We start from the raw sequence: 16000 nt of genomic DNA, 5'->3' as shown, positions 1-16000 counted from the left end.
TCCCAGGGGTGGTGACCGTCGCTGCGAACGGCACGGAGGCGGTCGCGCCCACCCGGTTCCGGACCCGCGCGGCCTCGAAGAACCCGAGCTGTGCCGACGGTCCGGACGCCGACGGCTCGGCGCGGCCGAATCCGGCGAGGGCGGCGCGTGAGGGAAGCGACCTCCGAACAACTCGTCGCCGGGCCGAAGAATGCCGGGCCGCCGCCGGGACCGAACGCCGGAGGGCCTCCGTCCGGAAGCCCGGAGCGGAGGCCCTCTTCACAGCTGTACGAGCGTTACGCCGGAACCGACGCCACGCCCGGAGCCAGGAACTTCTTGCCGTTCACGCGCTCGGAGACACCCTCGCGGTCCAGGTACGGCGTGATGCCGCCCAGGTGGAAGGGCCAGCCGGCGCCCGTGATCAGGCAGAGGTCGATGTCCTGCGCCTCGGCGACGACACCCTCGTCGAGCATGAGCCCGATCTCCTGGGCGACGGCGTCGAGAACGCGCTCGCGGACCTGCTCCTCGGAGAGGACGACATCGCCCTGCTTGAGCAGCGCCGCGACCTCGGGGTCGAGCTCGGGCTTGCCACTGTCGTAGACGTAGAAGCCGCGCTTGCCCGCCTTGACGACGGCCGCGAGGTTCGGGGAGACCGTGAAGCGGTCCGGGAAGGCCCGGTTGAGGGTCTCCGAGACGTGCAGACCGATCGCGGGACCGACCAGCTCCAGGAGGACGAGAGGAGACATCGGCAGGCCCAGGGGCTCCACCGCCTTCTCCGCCACGTCGACCGGGGTGCCCTCGTCGATGACGTTCTGGATCTCGCCCATGAAGCGGGTGAGGATGCGGTTCACGACGAACGCCGGGGCGTCCTTGACCAGCACCGCGGTCTTCTTCAGCTTCTTGGCGACGGCGAAGGCGGTGGCCAACGACGCGTCGTCGGTCTGCTCGCCGCGGACGATCTCCAGGAGGGGGAGGATCGCGACCGGGTTGAAGAAGTGGAAGCCGACGACCCGCTCGGGGTTCTTCAGCTTCGACGCCATCTCGGTGACCGACAGCGAGGAGGTGTTGGTGGCGAGGATCGCGTGCGCCGGGGCGACCGCCTCGACCTCCGCGAACACCGTCTGCTTGACGCCGATCTCCTCGAACACGGCCTCGATGATGAAGTCCGCGTCGGAGAAGCCCTCCGCCTTGTCCAGCACACCGGTGACCAGGGCCTTGAGGCGGTTGGCCTTGTCCTGGTTGATACGGCCCTTGCCGAGCAGCTTCTCGATCTCGGCGTGGACGTAGCCCACACCCTTGTCGACGCGCTCCTGGTCGATGTCGGTCAGCACGACCGGCACCTCCAGGCGGCGCAGGAAGAGCAGCGCGAGCTGGGAGGCCATCAGACCGGCGCCGACGACGCCCACCTTGGTGACCGGGCGGGCGAGCGACTTGTCCGGGGCACCGGCCGGGCGCTTGCCGCGCTTCTGCACCAGGTTGAACGCGTAGATGCCGGAGCGCAGTTCGCCACCCATGATCAGGTCGGCGAGGGCCTGGTCCTCGGCGTCGTAGCCCTGCTGGAGGTCGCCGTTCTTGGCGGCGGCGATGATGTCGAGGGCGCGGTAGGCGGCCGGAGCGGCCCCGTGCACCTTCGAGTCCGCGATGAAGCGGCCCTTGGCGACGGCCTGGTCCCAGGCCTCACCGCGGTCGATCGCCGGGCGGTCGATGACGATCTCGCCCTTGAGGACGGACGCCGTCCACAGCAGGGACTGCTCCAGGAAGTCCGCGCCCTCGAACAGCGCGTCCGCGATGCCCAGTTCGTAGACCTGCGCGCCCTTGAGCTGCTTGTTCTGGTTGAGCGAGTTCTCGATGATGACCGAGACGGCCTTCTCGGCGCCGATCAGGTTCGGCAGCAGGGTGCAGCCGCCCCAGCCGGGGACCAGCCCGAGGAAGACCTCGGGGAGCGAGAAGGCGGGCAGGGCCGCGGAGACCGTGCGGTAGGTGCAGTGCAGACCGACCTCGACGCCACCGCCCATCGCCGCGCCGTTGTAGTACGCGAAGGTCGGCACCGCGATGCCCGCGAGGCGCTTGAACACCTCGTGGCCGCCCTTGCCGATGGCGAGCGCGTCCTTGTGCTCCTTCAGCAGCTCGACGCCCTTCAGGTCGGCGCCGACGGCGAAGATGAACGGCTTGCCGGTGATGCCGACACCGACGATCTCGCCGGCCGCGGCCTCCTTCTCGACCTGGTCGATGGCGGTGTCGAGGTTCGCCAGCGAGGCCGGGCCGAAGGTGGTCGGCTTGGTGTGGTCGAAGCCGTTGTCCAGCGTGATGAGGGCGAAGCGCCCCGCGTTGAACGGCAGGTCCAGGTGGCGTACGTGCGCCTGGGTGACGACCTCGTCCGGGAACAGCTCGGCCGCACCCTTCAAAAGCTCCGTGGTGCTCACTTGCTGCCTCCGGCGTCCTTGTGGTTCGGGTTCTCCCAGATGACCGTCGCGCCCATGCCGAAGCCGACACACATGGTGGTCAGGCCGTAGCGGACCTCGGGCTGCTCCTCGAACTGACGGGCCAGCTGCGTCATCAGACGCACACCCGAGGAGGCCAGCGGGTGACCGTACGCGATGGCGCCGCCGTACTGGTTGACGCGCGCGTCGTCGTCCGCGATGCCGTAGTGCTCGAGGAAGGCGAGGACCTGGACCGCGAAGGCCTCGTTGATCTCGAACAGACCGATGTCGGAGATGGACAGCCCCGCCTGCGCGAGGGCCTTCTCCGTGGCCGGGATCGGGCCGTAGCCCATGACCTCGGGCTCGACACCCGCGAAGGAGTACGAGACCAGGCGCATCTTCACCGGCAGGTCGTTCTCGCGGGCGAAGTCCTCGGAGGCGATGAGGGAGGCGGTGGCGCCGTCGTTCAGACCGGCCGCGTTACCGGCGGTGACCCGCCCGTGCACACGGAACGGCGTCTTCAGACCGGAGAGGTTCTCCAGGGTGGTGCCGGGACGCATCGGCTCGTCGGCCGTCACCAGACCCCAGCCGGTCTCGCCGGCCTCCGGGTTGGTGCGGCGCACCGAGATCGGCACCAGGTCGGCCTGGATCTTGCCGTTGGCGTACGCCTTGGCGGCCTTCTCCTGGGAGCGCACGGCGTACTCGTCGGCGCGCTGCTTGGTGATCGTCGGGTAGCGGTCGTGCAGGTTCTCCGCCGTCATGCCCATGAACAGGGCGGACTCGTCGACCAGCTTCTCGCTCACGAACCGCGGGTTCGGGTCCACGCCCTCGCCCATGGGGTGGCGGCCCATGTGCTCGACACCACCGGCGATGGCGATGTCGTACGCCCCGAAGGCCACGGAACCGGCCACCGTGGTGACGGCGGTCAGCGCACCGGCACACATGCGGTCGATGGAGTAACCGGGTACGGACTGCGGCAGACCGGCGAGGATCCCGGCGGTACGGCCGATGGTGAGCCCCTGGTCACCGATCTGCGTGGTCGCGGCGATGGCGACCTCGTCGATCTTCTTGGGGTCGAGACCCGGGTTGCGGCGCAGCAGCTCCCGGATCGCCTTCACGACGAGGTCGTCGGCGCGGGTCTCGTGGTAGATGCCCTTCGGGCCCGCCTTGCCGAACGGGGTGCGGACGCCGTCTACGAAGACGACATCCTTGACGGTACGAGGCACGATGGCTCTCCTCCAGATGCGGGATCTGCACTGCTGCGATGCGCTGAGCGCGCGCTCAGGACCCATGCTACTTATGAGTAACGTGACTGCACAGTCCTGGGGGAGGGAGCGGCGAAGGTCACACCGCGGGAGGCGCCGTGGAACCCCGCGGTGTCAGTACCGGAGTGGGTACGGGGTGCGAGCCGGGCCCCTCGCCGGTGATTACTCCGAACAGGGTCCGAGCCGCCTCGGCACCGAATCCGTGCACGTCGTGGCTCATCGCGGAGAGCGTGGGATGAGTGAGCCGGCACAGCTGGGAGTCGTCCCAGGCGAGCAGCGAGACGTCGCGCGGGACGTGCAGGCCCATCTCCGCGGCGACCGACAGCCCGGCCACCGCCATGATGTCGTTGTCGTAGACGATCGCCGTCGGCCGGTCCGTCGGCGGGGAGGTCAGCAGGGACCGGGTGGCCCGCCCTCCGGCCTCTCCCGAGTAGTCGGTGGTCACCTGCCAGGCCCCGGCCAGCCCGAGCCCGCGCGCCGCGTCGTCGAACGCGGCCGTCCGCATCGCCGTGTGCCCCAGCGCCGCCGCACCTCCGACCCGGGCGATCCGCCGATGTCCCAGTGCGGCCAGATACCGCACGGCCTCCGTCACGGCGGTCGCGTCGTCGGTCCACACGGAGGTGAGACCGCCGGTGAGGGAGGGATGCCCTACGGCCGCCACCGGCATCCCCAGCCGTTCGGCCGCCGCGACACGCGGATCGTCCGCCCGGAAGTCGACCAGGATCGAACCCCCGACCTGCCGTCCCCGCCACCACGACTCCTGGAGCCCGACCTCCTCCTCCACGTTCCGCACGAGCCGCAGCAGCAGGGAGCAGTTCCGCTCGATCAGCACGCTCTCCACGCCCGACACGAACTCCATGTAGAAGGGCTCGAGCCCCAGCAGCCGCGCCGGCCGGCAGATCGCGAGCCCCACCACGTCCACCCGAGACCCGGCCAGCGTCCGTGCCGTGAGGTTCGGCGCCCAGCCCAGCTCCCGCGCGGCCCGGAAGATCCGGTCCCGGGTCGCCTCCGACAGCCCCGGCTTGTGGTTGAAGGCGAGCGACACGGCCCCCTTCGACACGCCGGCGCGCGCGGCGACGTCCTTGATGGTGACGCGCGAGGCCGGCTGGGCTGTCATCGGCCGGGCTCCAGGCAGTACAGGGCGGACCGGGCGGCATCCGCGTCAGGAGTCTCCCAGCCGCTGACCCCGATGGTCACCCGCTCCCCGGGCAACAACGTCACCAGCCCCCGGTCGGCCCGCGCCGCCGGATCCAGCCGGTCGGCCTGAAGCAACAGATCCCGCACGAGGGTGCGCGCGGTCACCGTCACGGCGCCGGGCGCCACGGACACGTCGAACTCGGGCCTGGGATAGGGAATGTCACGATCGGGAGCGGGAAAGTACAGAGCCCTGAACGCCTCCGACATCTGGCCGCCCGCGGAGTCCTGGCCCGCGCGCGGGGCGGATTCGGAGTCCAGGCCCGTATCCGAGGCGCTTCCCCCCGCGTCCGCCACCAGGAACTCCTTCGCCCCCGCCGGCTCCAGCTCCGGCGGTACCGCCACCTCCGCGACCGCCCGCCGGTCCGCGTGGAACGCCACCTCGGTCTCGCCGATCAGCTCGCCGTCCACCGACATCCGTCGTAGCCGCAGCACCCCCGCCCACGGCTCGCCCACCTGATTGACGACGGCCAACACCCGCCCCTGGTCCCGCTGTTGAACCGTCAGCAGCCGGTCCGCGTACAGTCGCCGCAGCTCGTGGTAGAGCGGCTTCTCCCGTCCGTCCCCGTCGACGGCCGCCCAGGACGTCACCGGCCAGCAGTCGTTGAGCTGCCACACCACCGTCCCCGCACACACCGGCCAGTGCGACCGCCAGTGCTCGATCCCGGCGGCCACGGCCCGCGCCTGGTTGACCTGCATGAGGTAGTGCCAGCGGTCGAAGTCGCCCTCGGGGAACACGAAATGGCGCTCCAGGCCGCGCCGGAGCTTGCCGTTCCCGTCGTCCGCCTTCTGGTGGTGCAGCACACCGGGGGAGTCCGCGACGAGCTCCTCCCCGGGCAGCGCACGCGCGAGCGTCGCGTACGCGGGCGGTGCCTGCCACCCGAACTCGGCCACGAACCGCGGGACGTCGTCGCGGTACCCGGCGTAGTCGAGACGGTTCCACACCTCCCAGGAGTGGTGCGTCCCGTGCGCCGGGTCGTTCGGATGGTGCTCCCACGACCCCGACCAGGGACTGCCCGCCGCGTACGGCCGGGTGGGGTCCAACTCGGCCACCACCCGCGGCAGTACGCCCAGGTAGTACCCCTCGCCCCAGGAGTCCCCGGCGAGCCGCGCCTCCCAGCCCCAGTCCCGAAAGCCCCACAGGTTCTCGTTGTTGCCGTTCCACAGCACGAGCGAGGGATGCGGCATCAGCCGTACGACGTTCTCCCGGGCCTCCGCCTCCACCTCGCCCCTGAGCGGCTGCTCCTCCGGATAGGCCGCGCACGCGAACGGGAAGTCCTGCCAGACCAGCAGACCGAGTTCGTCGCAGACGTCGTAGAAGTCCTCGCTCTCGTAGATCCCCCCGCCCCAGACCCGCACGAGATCGACGCCCGCGCCGGCCGCCTGCCCGAGCCGCTCCCGGTAGCGCTCGCGGGTGATCCGGGAGGGGAACACGTCGTCCGGGATCCAGTTCACGCCGCGCGCGAAGAGCCGCTCGCCGTTGACGACCAGACAGAACCCGGTGCCGTGCTCATCGGCCGACCGGTCCAGCTCGACACTCCGGAAGCCGACCCGGCGCCGCCACACGTCCAGCGGGCCGCCCTCGTTCAGCAGCGTCAACTCCACGTCGTACAGCGGCTGTTCACCGTAACCGCGCGGCCACCACAGTCGCGCCTCCGGCACCTCGAGGCGTACGGTCCCCGAGGTCCCGTCGATCGCGGTGCGTGCCCGTACCCCGCCCACGGAAGCCTCCAGCGTCAGCGGCGCCTCGACCCTGGCCCGCTCCACGTCGACCGCCAACTCGACTACGCCCACGCCCTGTTCGACGCTCACCAGCGGCCGCACCCGGGCGATCCGGGCCGTCGACCACCGCTCGAGCCGCACCGGTCGCCAGATCCCGGCCGTCACCAGCGTTGGCCCCCAGTCCCAGCCGAACGAGCAGGCCATCTTGCGGAGGTACTGATAGGGCTCGGCATACGCGCCGGGCCGCTCGCCCAGCTTCCCGCGCACCGCCTCGGCCTCGGCGTAGGCGGAGACGAACCGCACGGCCAGCCGCCCGGACATGCCGGTCACGTCGAAGCGGTACGAGCGGTGCATGTTCCGTGTCCGGCCCAGGAGTCGGCCGTCGAGCAGGATCTCGGCCGCGGTGTCCAGGCCGTCGAAGACGAGGTCGGTCTGCTCGTGCCCGTTCGTGGGGGCCAGGTCGCGCTCGTAGGTCCACTCCCGCCGCCCCACCCACGCGACCTCACTCTCGTTGCGCCCGAGAAAGGGATCCGGAATCACCCCCGCGGCCAGCAGATCGGTGTGCACACAGCCCGGCACGACGGCCGGCAGCGCACCCCCGTCGTGCCGCAGGATCCATCCCTCGGTGAGCGGTGTGGCCTGAAGCATGTACCCACTCCCTAAACCGATCAAGTCCCGTACTGCGGAAGCTTTTTGACATCGCTGCCATCGTTGGCGAGATAGGGACTTTACCGGTTAAGAAAACGTTGTCAGAGTACCGAACCAGCCAACCCGCTCGTGCTCGTCCGTCCCGTGAACGGAGCTGATGCACATGAACCGCCGTACAGTCCTGGCCATGGCCGTGGGAGCCGCCCTGCTGATCCCGGGGTGCACCGGTACCGGAGGCTCGTCGAAGGGCGCCGACGCCAAGGCCGCTGCCGACCCGTCAAAGGTCTCCGGAACCATCAAGGTCCTCACCGTCCGCACCGACCTCGTGCAGGACGGCACGATGAAGAAGTACGCCGCCGAGTTCAACAAGACCTACCCCAAGGTCAAGGTGGAGTTCGAGGCCCTCACGAACTACGAGGCCGAGGTCAAGATCCGGATGAACACCGAGAACTACGGTGACGTCCTGCTGATCCCCGCGGTCATCAAGAAGGCCGACTACCCGAAGTTCTTCGCCTCGCTGGGCACCGAGGCCGAGCGCAGCAAGAAGTACCGCTTCACCGACTACACCACCGTCGACGGCAAGGTCTACGGACAGAGCCCGATCGGCGTGGCCCCCGGGTTCCTCTACAACAAGCGGATCTGGAAGGAGGCCGGGGTCACCGCATGGCCCACCACCCCGGCCGAGTTCCTCAAGGATCTCAAGGCCATCAAGGCCAGGACGGACGCGATCCCGTACTACACCAACTTCGCGGCCGGCTGGACGCTCACCTCGTGGACATCCGTCGACGGCGCCGTGCACTGCGATCCGCAGGCCACCACCAAGCTCGCCGAGGGCGACCCGTGGGCCAAGGGCGCCGATCTGCGGGTCGGTGACACCCTGCTCCACGACATCGTCAAGGCGGGCCTGGTCGAGAAGGACCCGACGACCAGCAACTGGGAGGAGTCCAAGCCCCGTACCGCCAAGGGCGAGATCGCCACGCAGTGGCTCGGCACCTGGGCGATCGTGCAGTTCCAGGACGCCGCCAGGAAGGCCGGGGTGAACCCCGACGACATCGGCTTCATGCCCTTCCCGTCGCAGACGGACGGCAAGTTCTGCGCGACCGTCGCGCCGGACTACAACCAGGCCGTCAACGTCCACTCCAAGTACAAGGAGGCCGCCCGCGCCTGGATCGACTGGTTCACCGACAAGTCCACGTACGGGAAGGACAACCTGGCGATCTCGCCGCTGAAGAACGCCTCCATGCCCGAGGTCCTCAAGCCGTACGAGGAGCAGGGCGTGAAGCTCATCGAGGTGGACGACTCCAAGGGCGCCCAGGTCAAGCAGGTCGACAGCGACTCAGAAGTGGGCATCTACGCCCCCGAGTACCGCCAGAACCTCGTCGACCTCGCCCGCGGAGCCCGCAAGGGCAGTCTCGACGGCTTCCTCGCCGATCTGAGCAAGCGCTGGACGGACGCCCAGAAGAACCTGGGGTCCTGATGACGGACACCACACAGAAGGCGGCCGTGGAGGTGATCCCGGCCGCCCCCGTCCCGGAGCCCGCCTCGCGCCGGACCCGGACATGGCGGCGCCTCACGCCCTGGCTGTTCCTGATCGCCCCCCTCGCCCTGCTGATCACCTTCACCTACGCGCCGATCGTCAACATGCTCGCGTACAGCTTCACCGACTGGGACGGCGTCAGCCCCGTGCTGCACTACACGGGCGCGGAGAACTACCAGGAGGTGTTCACCCGCCCGGATCTCTTCGAGGTCTTCTGGGTCAGCGGCTACTACCTGGCCGCCTCCGCGGTCCAGATCGTCCTGGCGCTCTACTTCGCGACGGTCCTGAGCTTCAACGTCCGCTTCCGGAACTTCTTCAAGGGCGTGCTCTTCTTCCCGTACCTGATCAACGGGGTCGCGATCGGGTTCGTGTTCCTCTACTTCTTCCAGGACGGCGGCACCCTCGACTCGGTGCTGAGCCTGTTCGGCGTGCACACCGACCACGCCTGGCTCGGCACCCCGGCCTCCGCCAACACCTCGCTGGCCGGCGTCTCGGTCTGGCGCTATCTGGGCCTGAACTTCGTCCTCTTCCTGGGCGCGATCCAGTCGATCCCGGGGGAGCTGTACGAGGCGGCGGAGCTGGACGGGGCGGGCCGCTGGCACCAGTTCCGCCACATCATCGCGCCGGGCATCAAACCGATCCTGACGCTGACGGTGATCCTCTCGATCTCCGGATCGCTGTCGGTCTTCGAGATCCCGTACATCATGACCGGCGGCGCGACCGGCACCGAGACCTTCGTGATCCAGACGGTCAACCTGGCCTTCCGGTTCAACAAGACGGGCCTGGCCTCGGCGGCCGCCGTCGTCCTCCTGCTGATCATCCTGCTGGTGACCTGGGTGCAGCGGCGCCTGGTCCCCGACGACAAGGTGGACCTCGTATGACCCGCCGTACGATCACCCGCGTCCTGGTCCAGCTGTCGCTGATCGCCGCGACGGTGGTGGTCCTGCTCCCGCTCGTGGTCGTCCTGCTGACCTCCCTCAAGTCGGAGAAGGAGATGGCGAACACCAGCGGCGCCCTCGACCTCCCGCACGACCCGCTGAACTTCCACAACTACGTGGCGGCGTTCCAGGACGGCGGGATGCTCTCCGCCTTCACCAACACGGCGATCATCCTGCTGGTCTCGGTCAGCGGCACGGTCCTCATCGGCTCGATGACGGCCTACGCCATCGACCGCTTCACCTTCCGCTTCAAGAAGCTGGTGGTGGCGCTCTTCCTGACGGCCGCCCTGGTGCCCGGCGTCACCACCCAGGTGGCGACGTTCCAGATCGTCAACAGCTTCGGCATGTTCGACTCGCTGTGGGCGCCGATCGCCCTCTACATGGGCACGGACATCGTCTCGATCTACATCTTCCTGCAGTTCGTCCGCTCGATCCCGATCTCCCTGGACGAATCGGCCCGCCTGGACGGCGCCAACGCCTTCACGATCTACCGGAAGATCATCTTTCCGCTGCTGAAGCCGGCGACGGCGACCGTGGTGATCGTGAAGGGCATCACCGTCTACAACGACTTCTACATCCCGTTCCTGTACATGCCCTCGAAAGATCTTGGCGTGATATCGACGTCGTTGTTCCGCTTCAAGGGCCCGTACGGCGCCCACTGGGAGGTCATTTCGGCGGGAGCGGTCCTGGTGATCCTGCCCACGCTCATCGTCTTCCTGTCGTTGCAGCGCTTCATCTACAACGGCTTCATGCGGGGCGCGACCAGATGACTCCCCAGGGGCGCGGGGAACCGCGCGAGCAACCACCACGCACCCGCAGCCGCCGTGCCTCAGGAATCACCCACGGCGGCTAGGCGGAAAGCGCGGCCACCAACACCGGAGTCACCTGTTCCACTTGCCACGCTCGAGCCCCGTAACCGGCCAACGCCGCTCCCACCGACTCCGCACTGACATCGGCCGGCGGCTCCCAGCAGACCCGCCGCACGGTGTCCGGGGTGATCAGGTTCTCCTGAGGCATGTTCAGGGTCTCGGCCAACGCGGAGACCGCGGCTCGGGCGGCGGACAGCCGGGCGGCCGCCGCGGGATCCTTGTCGGCCCAGGCGCGCGGGGGCGGAGGCCCCGTCACCGGCTGGCCGGGCTGCGGCAACTGCGCCTCGGGAAGGGCCCTGGCCCGGTCCACGGCCGCCTGCCACTGCTCCAGCTGGCGCCGCCCCATCCGATGCCCGAACCCGTTCAACGCGGCCAGCGCATGCACGGTGACCGGCACGGCGAGCGCCGCCTCGACGATCGCCGCGTCGGACAGCACCTTGCCCGGCGACACGTCCCGCCGCTGGGCGATCCGGTCCCGTGCCTCCCACAGCTCCCGCACCACGGCCAGCTGCCGGCGCCGCCGTACCTTGTGCATCCCGGAGGTCCGGCGCCAGGGTTCCTTGCGCGGCTCGGCCGGCGGGGCCGAGGCGATCGCGTCGAACTCCTCGAGCGCCCACTCCAGCTTGCCCTGCCGGTCGAGCTCCTTCTCCAGCGCGTCCCGCAGATCGACGAGAAGCTCCACGTCCAGGGCGGCGTACCGCAGCCAGGGCTCGGGCAGCGGACGGGTCGACCAGTCGACGGCCGAGTGGCCCTTCTCCAGCACGAAGCCCAGCACGCCCTCGACCATCGCGCCGAGCCCGACCCGGGGGAACCCGGCGATCCGCCCGGCCAGCTCGGTGTCGAAGAGGCGGGTGGGGATCATGCCTATCTCGCGCAGACACGGAAGGTCCTGTGTGGCGGCGTGCAGCACCCACTCCGCGCCGGAGAGGGCCTCGCCCAGACCCGAGAGATCGGGACAGGCCACGGGGTCGATCAGCGCGGTCCCCGCTCCCGCGCGGCGCAGCTGCACGAGGTACGCGCGCTGTCCGTAGCGGTAGCCGGACGCCCGCTCGGCGTCGACGGCGACGGGGCCGGAGCCCGCGGCGAACGCGGTGATCACCTCGGCGAGCGCGTCCTCGTCGGCGATCACGGGCGGGATGCCCTCGCGCGGCTCCAGCAGAGGGATCGGAGCCTCCGCGACAGAAGATCCGCCATCGTCCGGAGGGCCGCCTCCGGTGGTTCGCAGTGAAACGTCTGCTGCGGTGTCTTGGGCGTCGGTCACATGTCAAGGGTATCTGTGTATGGACAGCGCCTGCCGACGGAACGTTCCGTCGGCAGGCGCTTGGGGGTCGTAAACCAGTCAGCTCGGTGAAAGCCCTGGTTCACGTCCGTGAACAGTGCGGCTCGAAGAGCCTCAGTGGATGATGCCGGTACGGAGGGCCACCGCCACCATCCCGGCGCGGTCTCCCGTGCCGAGCTTGCGGGCGATCCGGGCGAGGTGGCTCTTGACGGTGAGTGCGGACAGGCCCATCGAGACGCCGATCGCCTTGTTCGACTGCCCTTCGGCCACCAGCCGCAGGACCTCGACCTCACGGCCGGAGAGCTCGCGGTAGCCGCCCGGGTGGCTCGGGGCACCCGGGGGGCGGCGGTGCATACGGGCGGCGGCGGCGCCGATGGGGGCGGCTCCCGGTCGGGTGGGGAGCCCGAGGTTGGTACGGGTGCCGGTGACGACATAGCCCTTGACGCCGCCCGCGAGGGCGTTGCGCACGGCGCCGATGTCGTCGGCCGCGGAGAGGGCGAGGCCGTTGGGCCAGCCCGCGGCGCGGGTTTCGGACAGCAGGGTCAGGCCGGAGCCGTCGGGGAGGTGGACCTCGGCGACGCAGATGTCTCTGGGACTGCCGATTCGGGGACGGGCCTCCGCCACGGACGAGGCCTCGATGACATCGCGCACACCGAGCGCCCAGAGGTGACGGGTGACGGTGGAGCGGACACGCGGGTCGGCCACAACCACCATGGCGGTGGGCTTGTTGGGGCGGTAGGCGACCAGGCTTGCGGGCTGCTCGAGGAGAACGGACACCGGGCCTCCTGGGGTGCGGGACGGCTTGGGAAGGTCACAGACGTCTTCGGCACCGAACCCGGCGTCCTTTAGAGAATGATCACGATCTAGTGAGTAACAATTAGTGCAATTCGGACGTACGGTCGATCGTTCGGTGAGCAAATCGGTTCGTTCGATGGCTCACTCCTGACTGAAAGTGGCCGTATCGACAAATTGATGCTCCATGTGGGTGGCCAGTACCGCTGGTCGGGCAGGGGGTCAGCGCGCCTGGGGATCCCGCCGCTGCGGCAACGTCACGACCGACGCGTCACCCGGGCCGGCCGGCGGCAGACCCGCGACCTGGGCCAGCAGATCGCACCAGGCGATGAGGTGCCCCGCCGTGTCCGGCACCCCGCCGAGGCCCTCGCGGGGCGTCCAGGAGGCACGGATCTCGATCTGCGAGGTCGCGGGGCGCTCGGACAGGCCGCCGAAGTAGTGCGAGCTCGCGCGCGTGACGGTGCCGCTCGGTTCGCCGTACGACAGCCCGCGCGCTGAGAGCGCGCCGGTCAGCCACGACCAGCACACCTCGGGCAGCAGCGGGTCGGCGGCCATCTCCGGCTCCAGCTCCGCGCGCACCAGCGTCACCAGCCGGAACGTGCCCCGCCAGGCGTCGTGGCCGTCCGGGTCGTGCAGCAGCACGAGGCGCCCGTCGGCGAGGTCCTGGTCGCCGTCGACGACGGTCGCCTCCAACGCGTACGCGTGCGGGGCGAGCCGCTGGGGCGCGCGGGTCGGCTCGATCTCGATCTGCGGCCGCAGCCGACTGCCGCGCAGGGCGTGAACCGCGGCCTGGAAAGCCGGCGGAGCCGCACCGCTCCCCTCCCGGTCACTCCCCTTCGCGTCGTCCATTCCACCCGAGTCGTCCGACAGTCGTCCCTGTGCCGCAGCCATGCGGGAAGGTTAAGGGGAAGGGGGGCGTGGTGCGGCCCTAGACACCCTGACTCGACTCCATGCCCACACAGACACCGCGCACTCGGCACTCATCGCACCGTGCGAGACTTTCCGACGTGAGTGCACTCGAGACGCCGCCGTCAGCCACGTACGAATCCGCCTTCCTCAAGGCCTGCCGGCGCGAACCCGTGCCGTACACCCCGGTGTGGTTCATGCGCCAGGCCGGGCGCTCACTGCCGGAGTACCGCAAGGTCCGCGAGGGCATCCCGATGCTCGAGTCGTGCACGCGTCCCGAGCTGGTCACCGAGATCACTCTCCAGCCGGTCCGCCGGCACGGCGTCGACGCGGCGATCTACTACAGCGACATCGTCGTCCCGCTCAAGGCCATCGGCATCGACCTCGACATCAAGCCCGGTGTCGGCCCGGTCGTCGAGCACCCCATCCGCACCCGAGCCGACCTGGCCCAGCTGCGCGACCTCACCCCCGAGGACGTCTCCTACGTCACCGAGGCCATCGGCCTGCTGACCCGCGAGCTCGGCCCGACCCCGCTCATCGGTTTCGCCGGCGCACCTTTCACCCTCGCGAGCTACCTCGTCGAGGGCGGCCCGTCCCGCACGTACGAGAACGCCAAGTCGATGATGTACGGCGACCCCGAGCTGTGGGCCGACCTCCTCGACCGCCTCGCCGAGATCACCGCCGCCTTCCTCAAGGTCCAGATCGAGGCCGGCGCCTCCGCGGTCCAGCTGTTCGACTCGTGGGCCGGCGCCCTCGCCCCCGCCGACTACCGCCGCTCGGTCCTGCCCGCCTCCGCGAAGGTCTTCGAGGCGGTCGAGGGGTACGGCGTCCCCCGCATCCACTTCGGCGTCGGCACCGGTGAGCTGCTGCCACTGCTGGGCGAGGCCGGCGCGGACGTCGTCGGCGTCGACTGGCGTGTCCCGCTCGACGAGGCCGCCCGCCGTGTCGGCCCCGGCAAGGCGCTCCAGGGCAACCTCGACCCGACGGTCCTGTTCGCGTCCACGGAGGCCGTCGAGGCCAAGACCCGCGAGGTCCTCGACTCGGCCCAGGGCCTGGAGGGCCATGTCTTCAACCTCGGCCACGGCGTCATGCCGTCCACCGACCCGGACGCGCTGACCCGCCTCGTGGAGTACGTCCACACGCACACCGCCCGCTGAGTCACCACGTGTGCCGGGGCCGCGCCTTCCTGCCGAACAGCAGACCGCGCGGTTCCGGCGGCGGGGGAGTGCCCGGCTTCAGCGGCCAGGCGAGCAGCATCCCGGCGAGGAAACCGACCACGTGCGCCGCGTACGCCACCGTGCCCGCCGCGGAGACGCCCTCGCCGGACGAGTACACCGCCTGGAGCCCGAACCAGAAGCCCAGCACCAGCCAGGCCGGCAGTCGCAGCGGCAGGAAGACCAGGAAGGGCACCAGGACCCACACCCTGGCCTTCGGATACAGCACCAGATAGGCGCCCAGGACCCCGGCGATCGCCCCCGAGGCGCCGATCAGCGGGTCACCCGAGTCGGCGTTGAGCAGCGCGAAGCCGTACGACGCCGCGTAGCCGCAGACGACGTAGAACAGCGCGAAGCGCACATGCCCCATGCGGTCCTCGACGTTGTTGCCGAAGATCAGCAGGAACAGCATGTTGCCCAGCAGGTGCAGCCAGCCGCCGTGCAGGAACATCGCGGTCAGGACCGACAGCGCGGGCGACTTGTCGTAGTCGGGCGGGGCCACCACACAGCCCGCCGAGCCCTGTGCGCTCGTGCCGACGTCGCCCGTGGGGACGAGCCGCGGCATCTGATGGTGGATCAACTCCTGTGGGACCGCCGCCCAGTGGTCCAGGAACGCCTGGAGATGGCACAACTGCGACAGGCTGCTGTCGCCCGCCCCGGAGCCGGCCAGGCCGGGTGTGTACAGGAACACCAGGATGTTCGCGGCGATGAGCGCGTATGTCACCACGGGGGTGCGGCGCACGGGGTTCACGTCATGGACGGGGATGACCACAAGGAAGTACTGCCCCCGATGGGCCCCTCGAATCGGTGCCTTGTCGGTGAACACCCGCACGCACGCGTGCGTATGTCTCCTCAACCGCCCGCGGCACGGGGAAGGCGGCCCGCGGGGACTACGTGAGGAACAGCGATGAACGACCGTATTACTCCGCCGATGCACGCTCTTCCCGACGGTGAGGCCGAACTCTCCCTGGTGGTGCGACTGCCGTGGGAGGACGTGGCCAGGCTCGGTCAGGAGGCCGGGCGGCTGGCGGCCCAGATGCAGCGGCCGGTGACGCTCGACGAGGCGGTGAGCAACCGGCTGCGCTCCACCCGGGCCGCGTCCCACGCCAAGCCGGCGGGTGAGCAGCCGGCCGCGATGCCCGGCAGCGCCAGCGCCTCCGTCTCGGCGCTGCCGCCCAGGCCGCCGGCCGACCAGGCCCGCCAGGCCATCGAGCGGATCAACGGGACGGCGTAGCGC

General features: G+C 69.9%; 13 protein-coding genes. 5 read left to right on the top strand and 8 right to left on the bottom strand.

Going from position 1 to position 16000, the window contains the following annotated elements; all coding sequences use genetic code 11:
• Positions 1–275 precede the first annotated feature (275 nt).
• The 4 genes from ACZ39I_RS30370 to ACZ39I_RS30355 all read right to left on the bottom strand — a co-directional run bounded on the left by ACZ39I_RS30370 (position 276) and on the right by ACZ39I_RS30355 (position 7228).
• Positions 276–2402 (bottom strand): 3-hydroxyacyl-CoA dehydrogenase NAD-binding domain-containing protein, encoded by a 2127-nt coding sequence (locus ACZ39I_RS30370; RefSeq protein WP_467247960.1) that lies wholly within the window; start codon positions 2400–2402, stop codon positions 276–278.
• Positions 2399–3625 (bottom strand): thiolase family protein, encoded by a 1227-nt coding sequence (locus tag ACZ39I_RS30365; RefSeq protein WP_467247958.1) that lies wholly within the window; start codon positions 3623–3625, stop codon positions 2399–2401. Before ACZ39I_RS30365 ends, ACZ39I_RS30370 begins: the two co-directional genes overlap by 4 nt.
• Positions 3626–3743: 118 nt before the next feature.
• A complete protein-coding gene (locus ACZ39I_RS30360) occupies positions 3744–4781 on the bottom strand; it encodes a LacI family DNA-binding transcriptional regulator (protein WP_467247956.1) in 1038 nt (345 codons plus the stop codon).
• Positions 4778–7228, bottom strand: coding sequence for a glycoside hydrolase family 2 protein (locus ACZ39I_RS30355; protein WP_467247954.1), 2451 nt, complete (start codon positions 7226–7228; stop codon positions 4778–4780). Before ACZ39I_RS30355 ends, ACZ39I_RS30360 begins: the two co-directional genes overlap by 4 nt.
• Positions 7229–7391: 163 nt before the next feature.
• Between ACZ39I_RS30355 and ACZ39I_RS30350 the strand changes: the two genes are divergently transcribed.
• The 3 genes from ACZ39I_RS30350 to ACZ39I_RS30340 are packed head-to-tail and all read left to right on the top strand — an operon-like array spanning position 7392 to position 10473.
• Positions 7392–8705, top strand: coding sequence for an ABC transporter substrate-binding protein (locus ACZ39I_RS30350; protein ID WP_467247952.1), 1314 nt, complete (start codon positions 7392–7394; stop codon positions 8703–8705).
• The gene (locus ACZ39I_RS30345) at positions 8705–9646 is read left to right on the top strand and encodes a carbohydrate ABC transporter permease (RefSeq protein WP_352382091.1); all 942 of its coding nucleotides are present in this window, start codon (positions 8705–8707) and stop codon (positions 9644–9646) included. Before ACZ39I_RS30350 ends, ACZ39I_RS30345 begins: the two co-directional genes overlap by 1 nt.
• The gene (locus ACZ39I_RS30340; protein ID WP_467247951.1) at positions 9643–10473 is read left to right on the top strand and encodes a carbohydrate ABC transporter permease; all 831 of its coding nucleotides are present in this window, start codon (positions 9643–9645) and stop codon (positions 10471–10473) included. Before ACZ39I_RS30345 ends, ACZ39I_RS30340 begins: the two co-directional genes overlap by 4 nt.
• A 79-nt stretch (positions 10474–10552) precedes the next feature.
• On the opposite strand, the gene ACZ39I_RS30335 is transcribed toward ACZ39I_RS30340, so the two are convergent.
• The 3 genes from ACZ39I_RS30335 to ACZ39I_RS30325 form a co-directional block, all read right to left on the bottom strand.
• On the bottom strand, positions 10553–11833 hold the full coding sequence (locus ACZ39I_RS30335) for an HRDC domain-containing protein (protein ID WP_467247950.1): 1281 nt from the start codon (positions 11831–11833) through the stop codon (positions 10553–10555).
• A 132-nt stretch (positions 11834–11965) separates the two neighbouring features.
• Positions 11966–12628 carry a helix-turn-helix transcriptional regulator gene (locus tag ACZ39I_RS30330; RefSeq protein WP_031044887.1) on the bottom strand — a complete coding sequence of 221 codons (663 nt, stop codon included), beginning with the start codon at positions 12626–12628 and terminating at the stop codon, positions 11966–11968.
• Between the two features lie 237 nt (positions 12629–12865).
• The gene (locus tag ACZ39I_RS30325; RefSeq protein ID WP_467247949.1) at positions 12866–13534 is read right to left on the bottom strand and encodes a DUF3000 domain-containing protein; all 669 of its coding nucleotides are present in this window, start codon (positions 13532–13534) and stop codon (positions 12866–12868) included.
• 116 nt (positions 13535–13650) lie between these two features.
• Here ACZ39I_RS30325 and hemE point away from each other — a divergent pair, with 116 nt between their 5' ends.
• The gene (gene hemE / locus ACZ39I_RS30320) at positions 13651–14706 is read left to right on the top strand and encodes a uroporphyrinogen decarboxylase (protein WP_467247948.1); all 1056 of its coding nucleotides are present in this window, start codon (positions 13651–13653) and stop codon (positions 14704–14706) included.
• A gap of 1 nt (position 14707) precedes the next feature.
• Here the strand turns inward: hemE and ACZ39I_RS30315 are convergent, their stop codons facing one another.
• On the bottom strand, positions 14708–15535 hold the full coding sequence (locus tag ACZ39I_RS30315; RefSeq protein WP_467248084.1) for a rhomboid family intramembrane serine protease: 828 nt from the start codon (positions 15533–15535) through the stop codon (positions 14708–14710).
• A gap of 135 nt (positions 15536–15670) precedes the next feature.
• On the opposite strand from ACZ39I_RS30315, the gene ACZ39I_RS30310 reads away from it, so the two are divergent.
• A complete protein-coding gene (locus ACZ39I_RS30310) occupies positions 15671–15997 on the top strand; it encodes a hypothetical protein (protein ID WP_467247947.1) in 327 nt (108 codons plus the stop codon).
• Positions 15998–16000 lie beyond the last annotated feature (3 nt).

Source organism: Streptomyces sp. NPDC024687 (assembly GCF_055559055.1).
Note: the sequence above shows the minus strand (reverse complement) of the source record. Positions and strands in the feature narration are given on the sequence as shown.

Bases quoted from the DNA above. Each gene is read 5' to 3' on its own strand.
- ACZ39I_RS30360 (WP_467247956.1), bottom strand. From the start codon at position 4,781: ATGACAGCCCAGCCGGCCTCGCGCGTCACCATCAAGGACGTCGCCGCG.
- ACZ39I_RS30355 (WP_467247954.1), bottom strand. From the start codon at position 7,228: ATGCTTCAGGCCACACCGCTCACCGAGGGATGGATCCTGCGGCACGAC.
- ACZ39I_RS30350 (WP_467247952.1), top strand. From the start codon at position 7,392: ATGAACCGCCGTACAGTCCTGGCCATGGCCGTGGGAGCCGCCCTGCTG.
- ACZ39I_RS30345 (WP_352382091.1), top strand. From the start codon at position 8,705: ATGACGGACACCACACAGAAGGCGGCCGTGGAGGTGATCCCGGCCGCC.
- ACZ39I_RS30340 (WP_467247951.1), top strand. From the start codon at position 9,643: ATGACCCGCCGTACGATCACCCGCGTCCTGGTCCAGCTGTCGCTGATC.
- ACZ39I_RS30325 (WP_467247949.1), bottom strand. From the start codon at position 13,534: ATGGCTGCGGCACAGGGACGACTGTCGGACGACTCGGGTGGAATGGAC.
- ACZ39I_RS30310 (WP_467247947.1), top strand. From the start codon at position 15,671: ATGAACGACCGTATTACTCCGCCGATGCACGCTCTTCCCGACGGTGAG.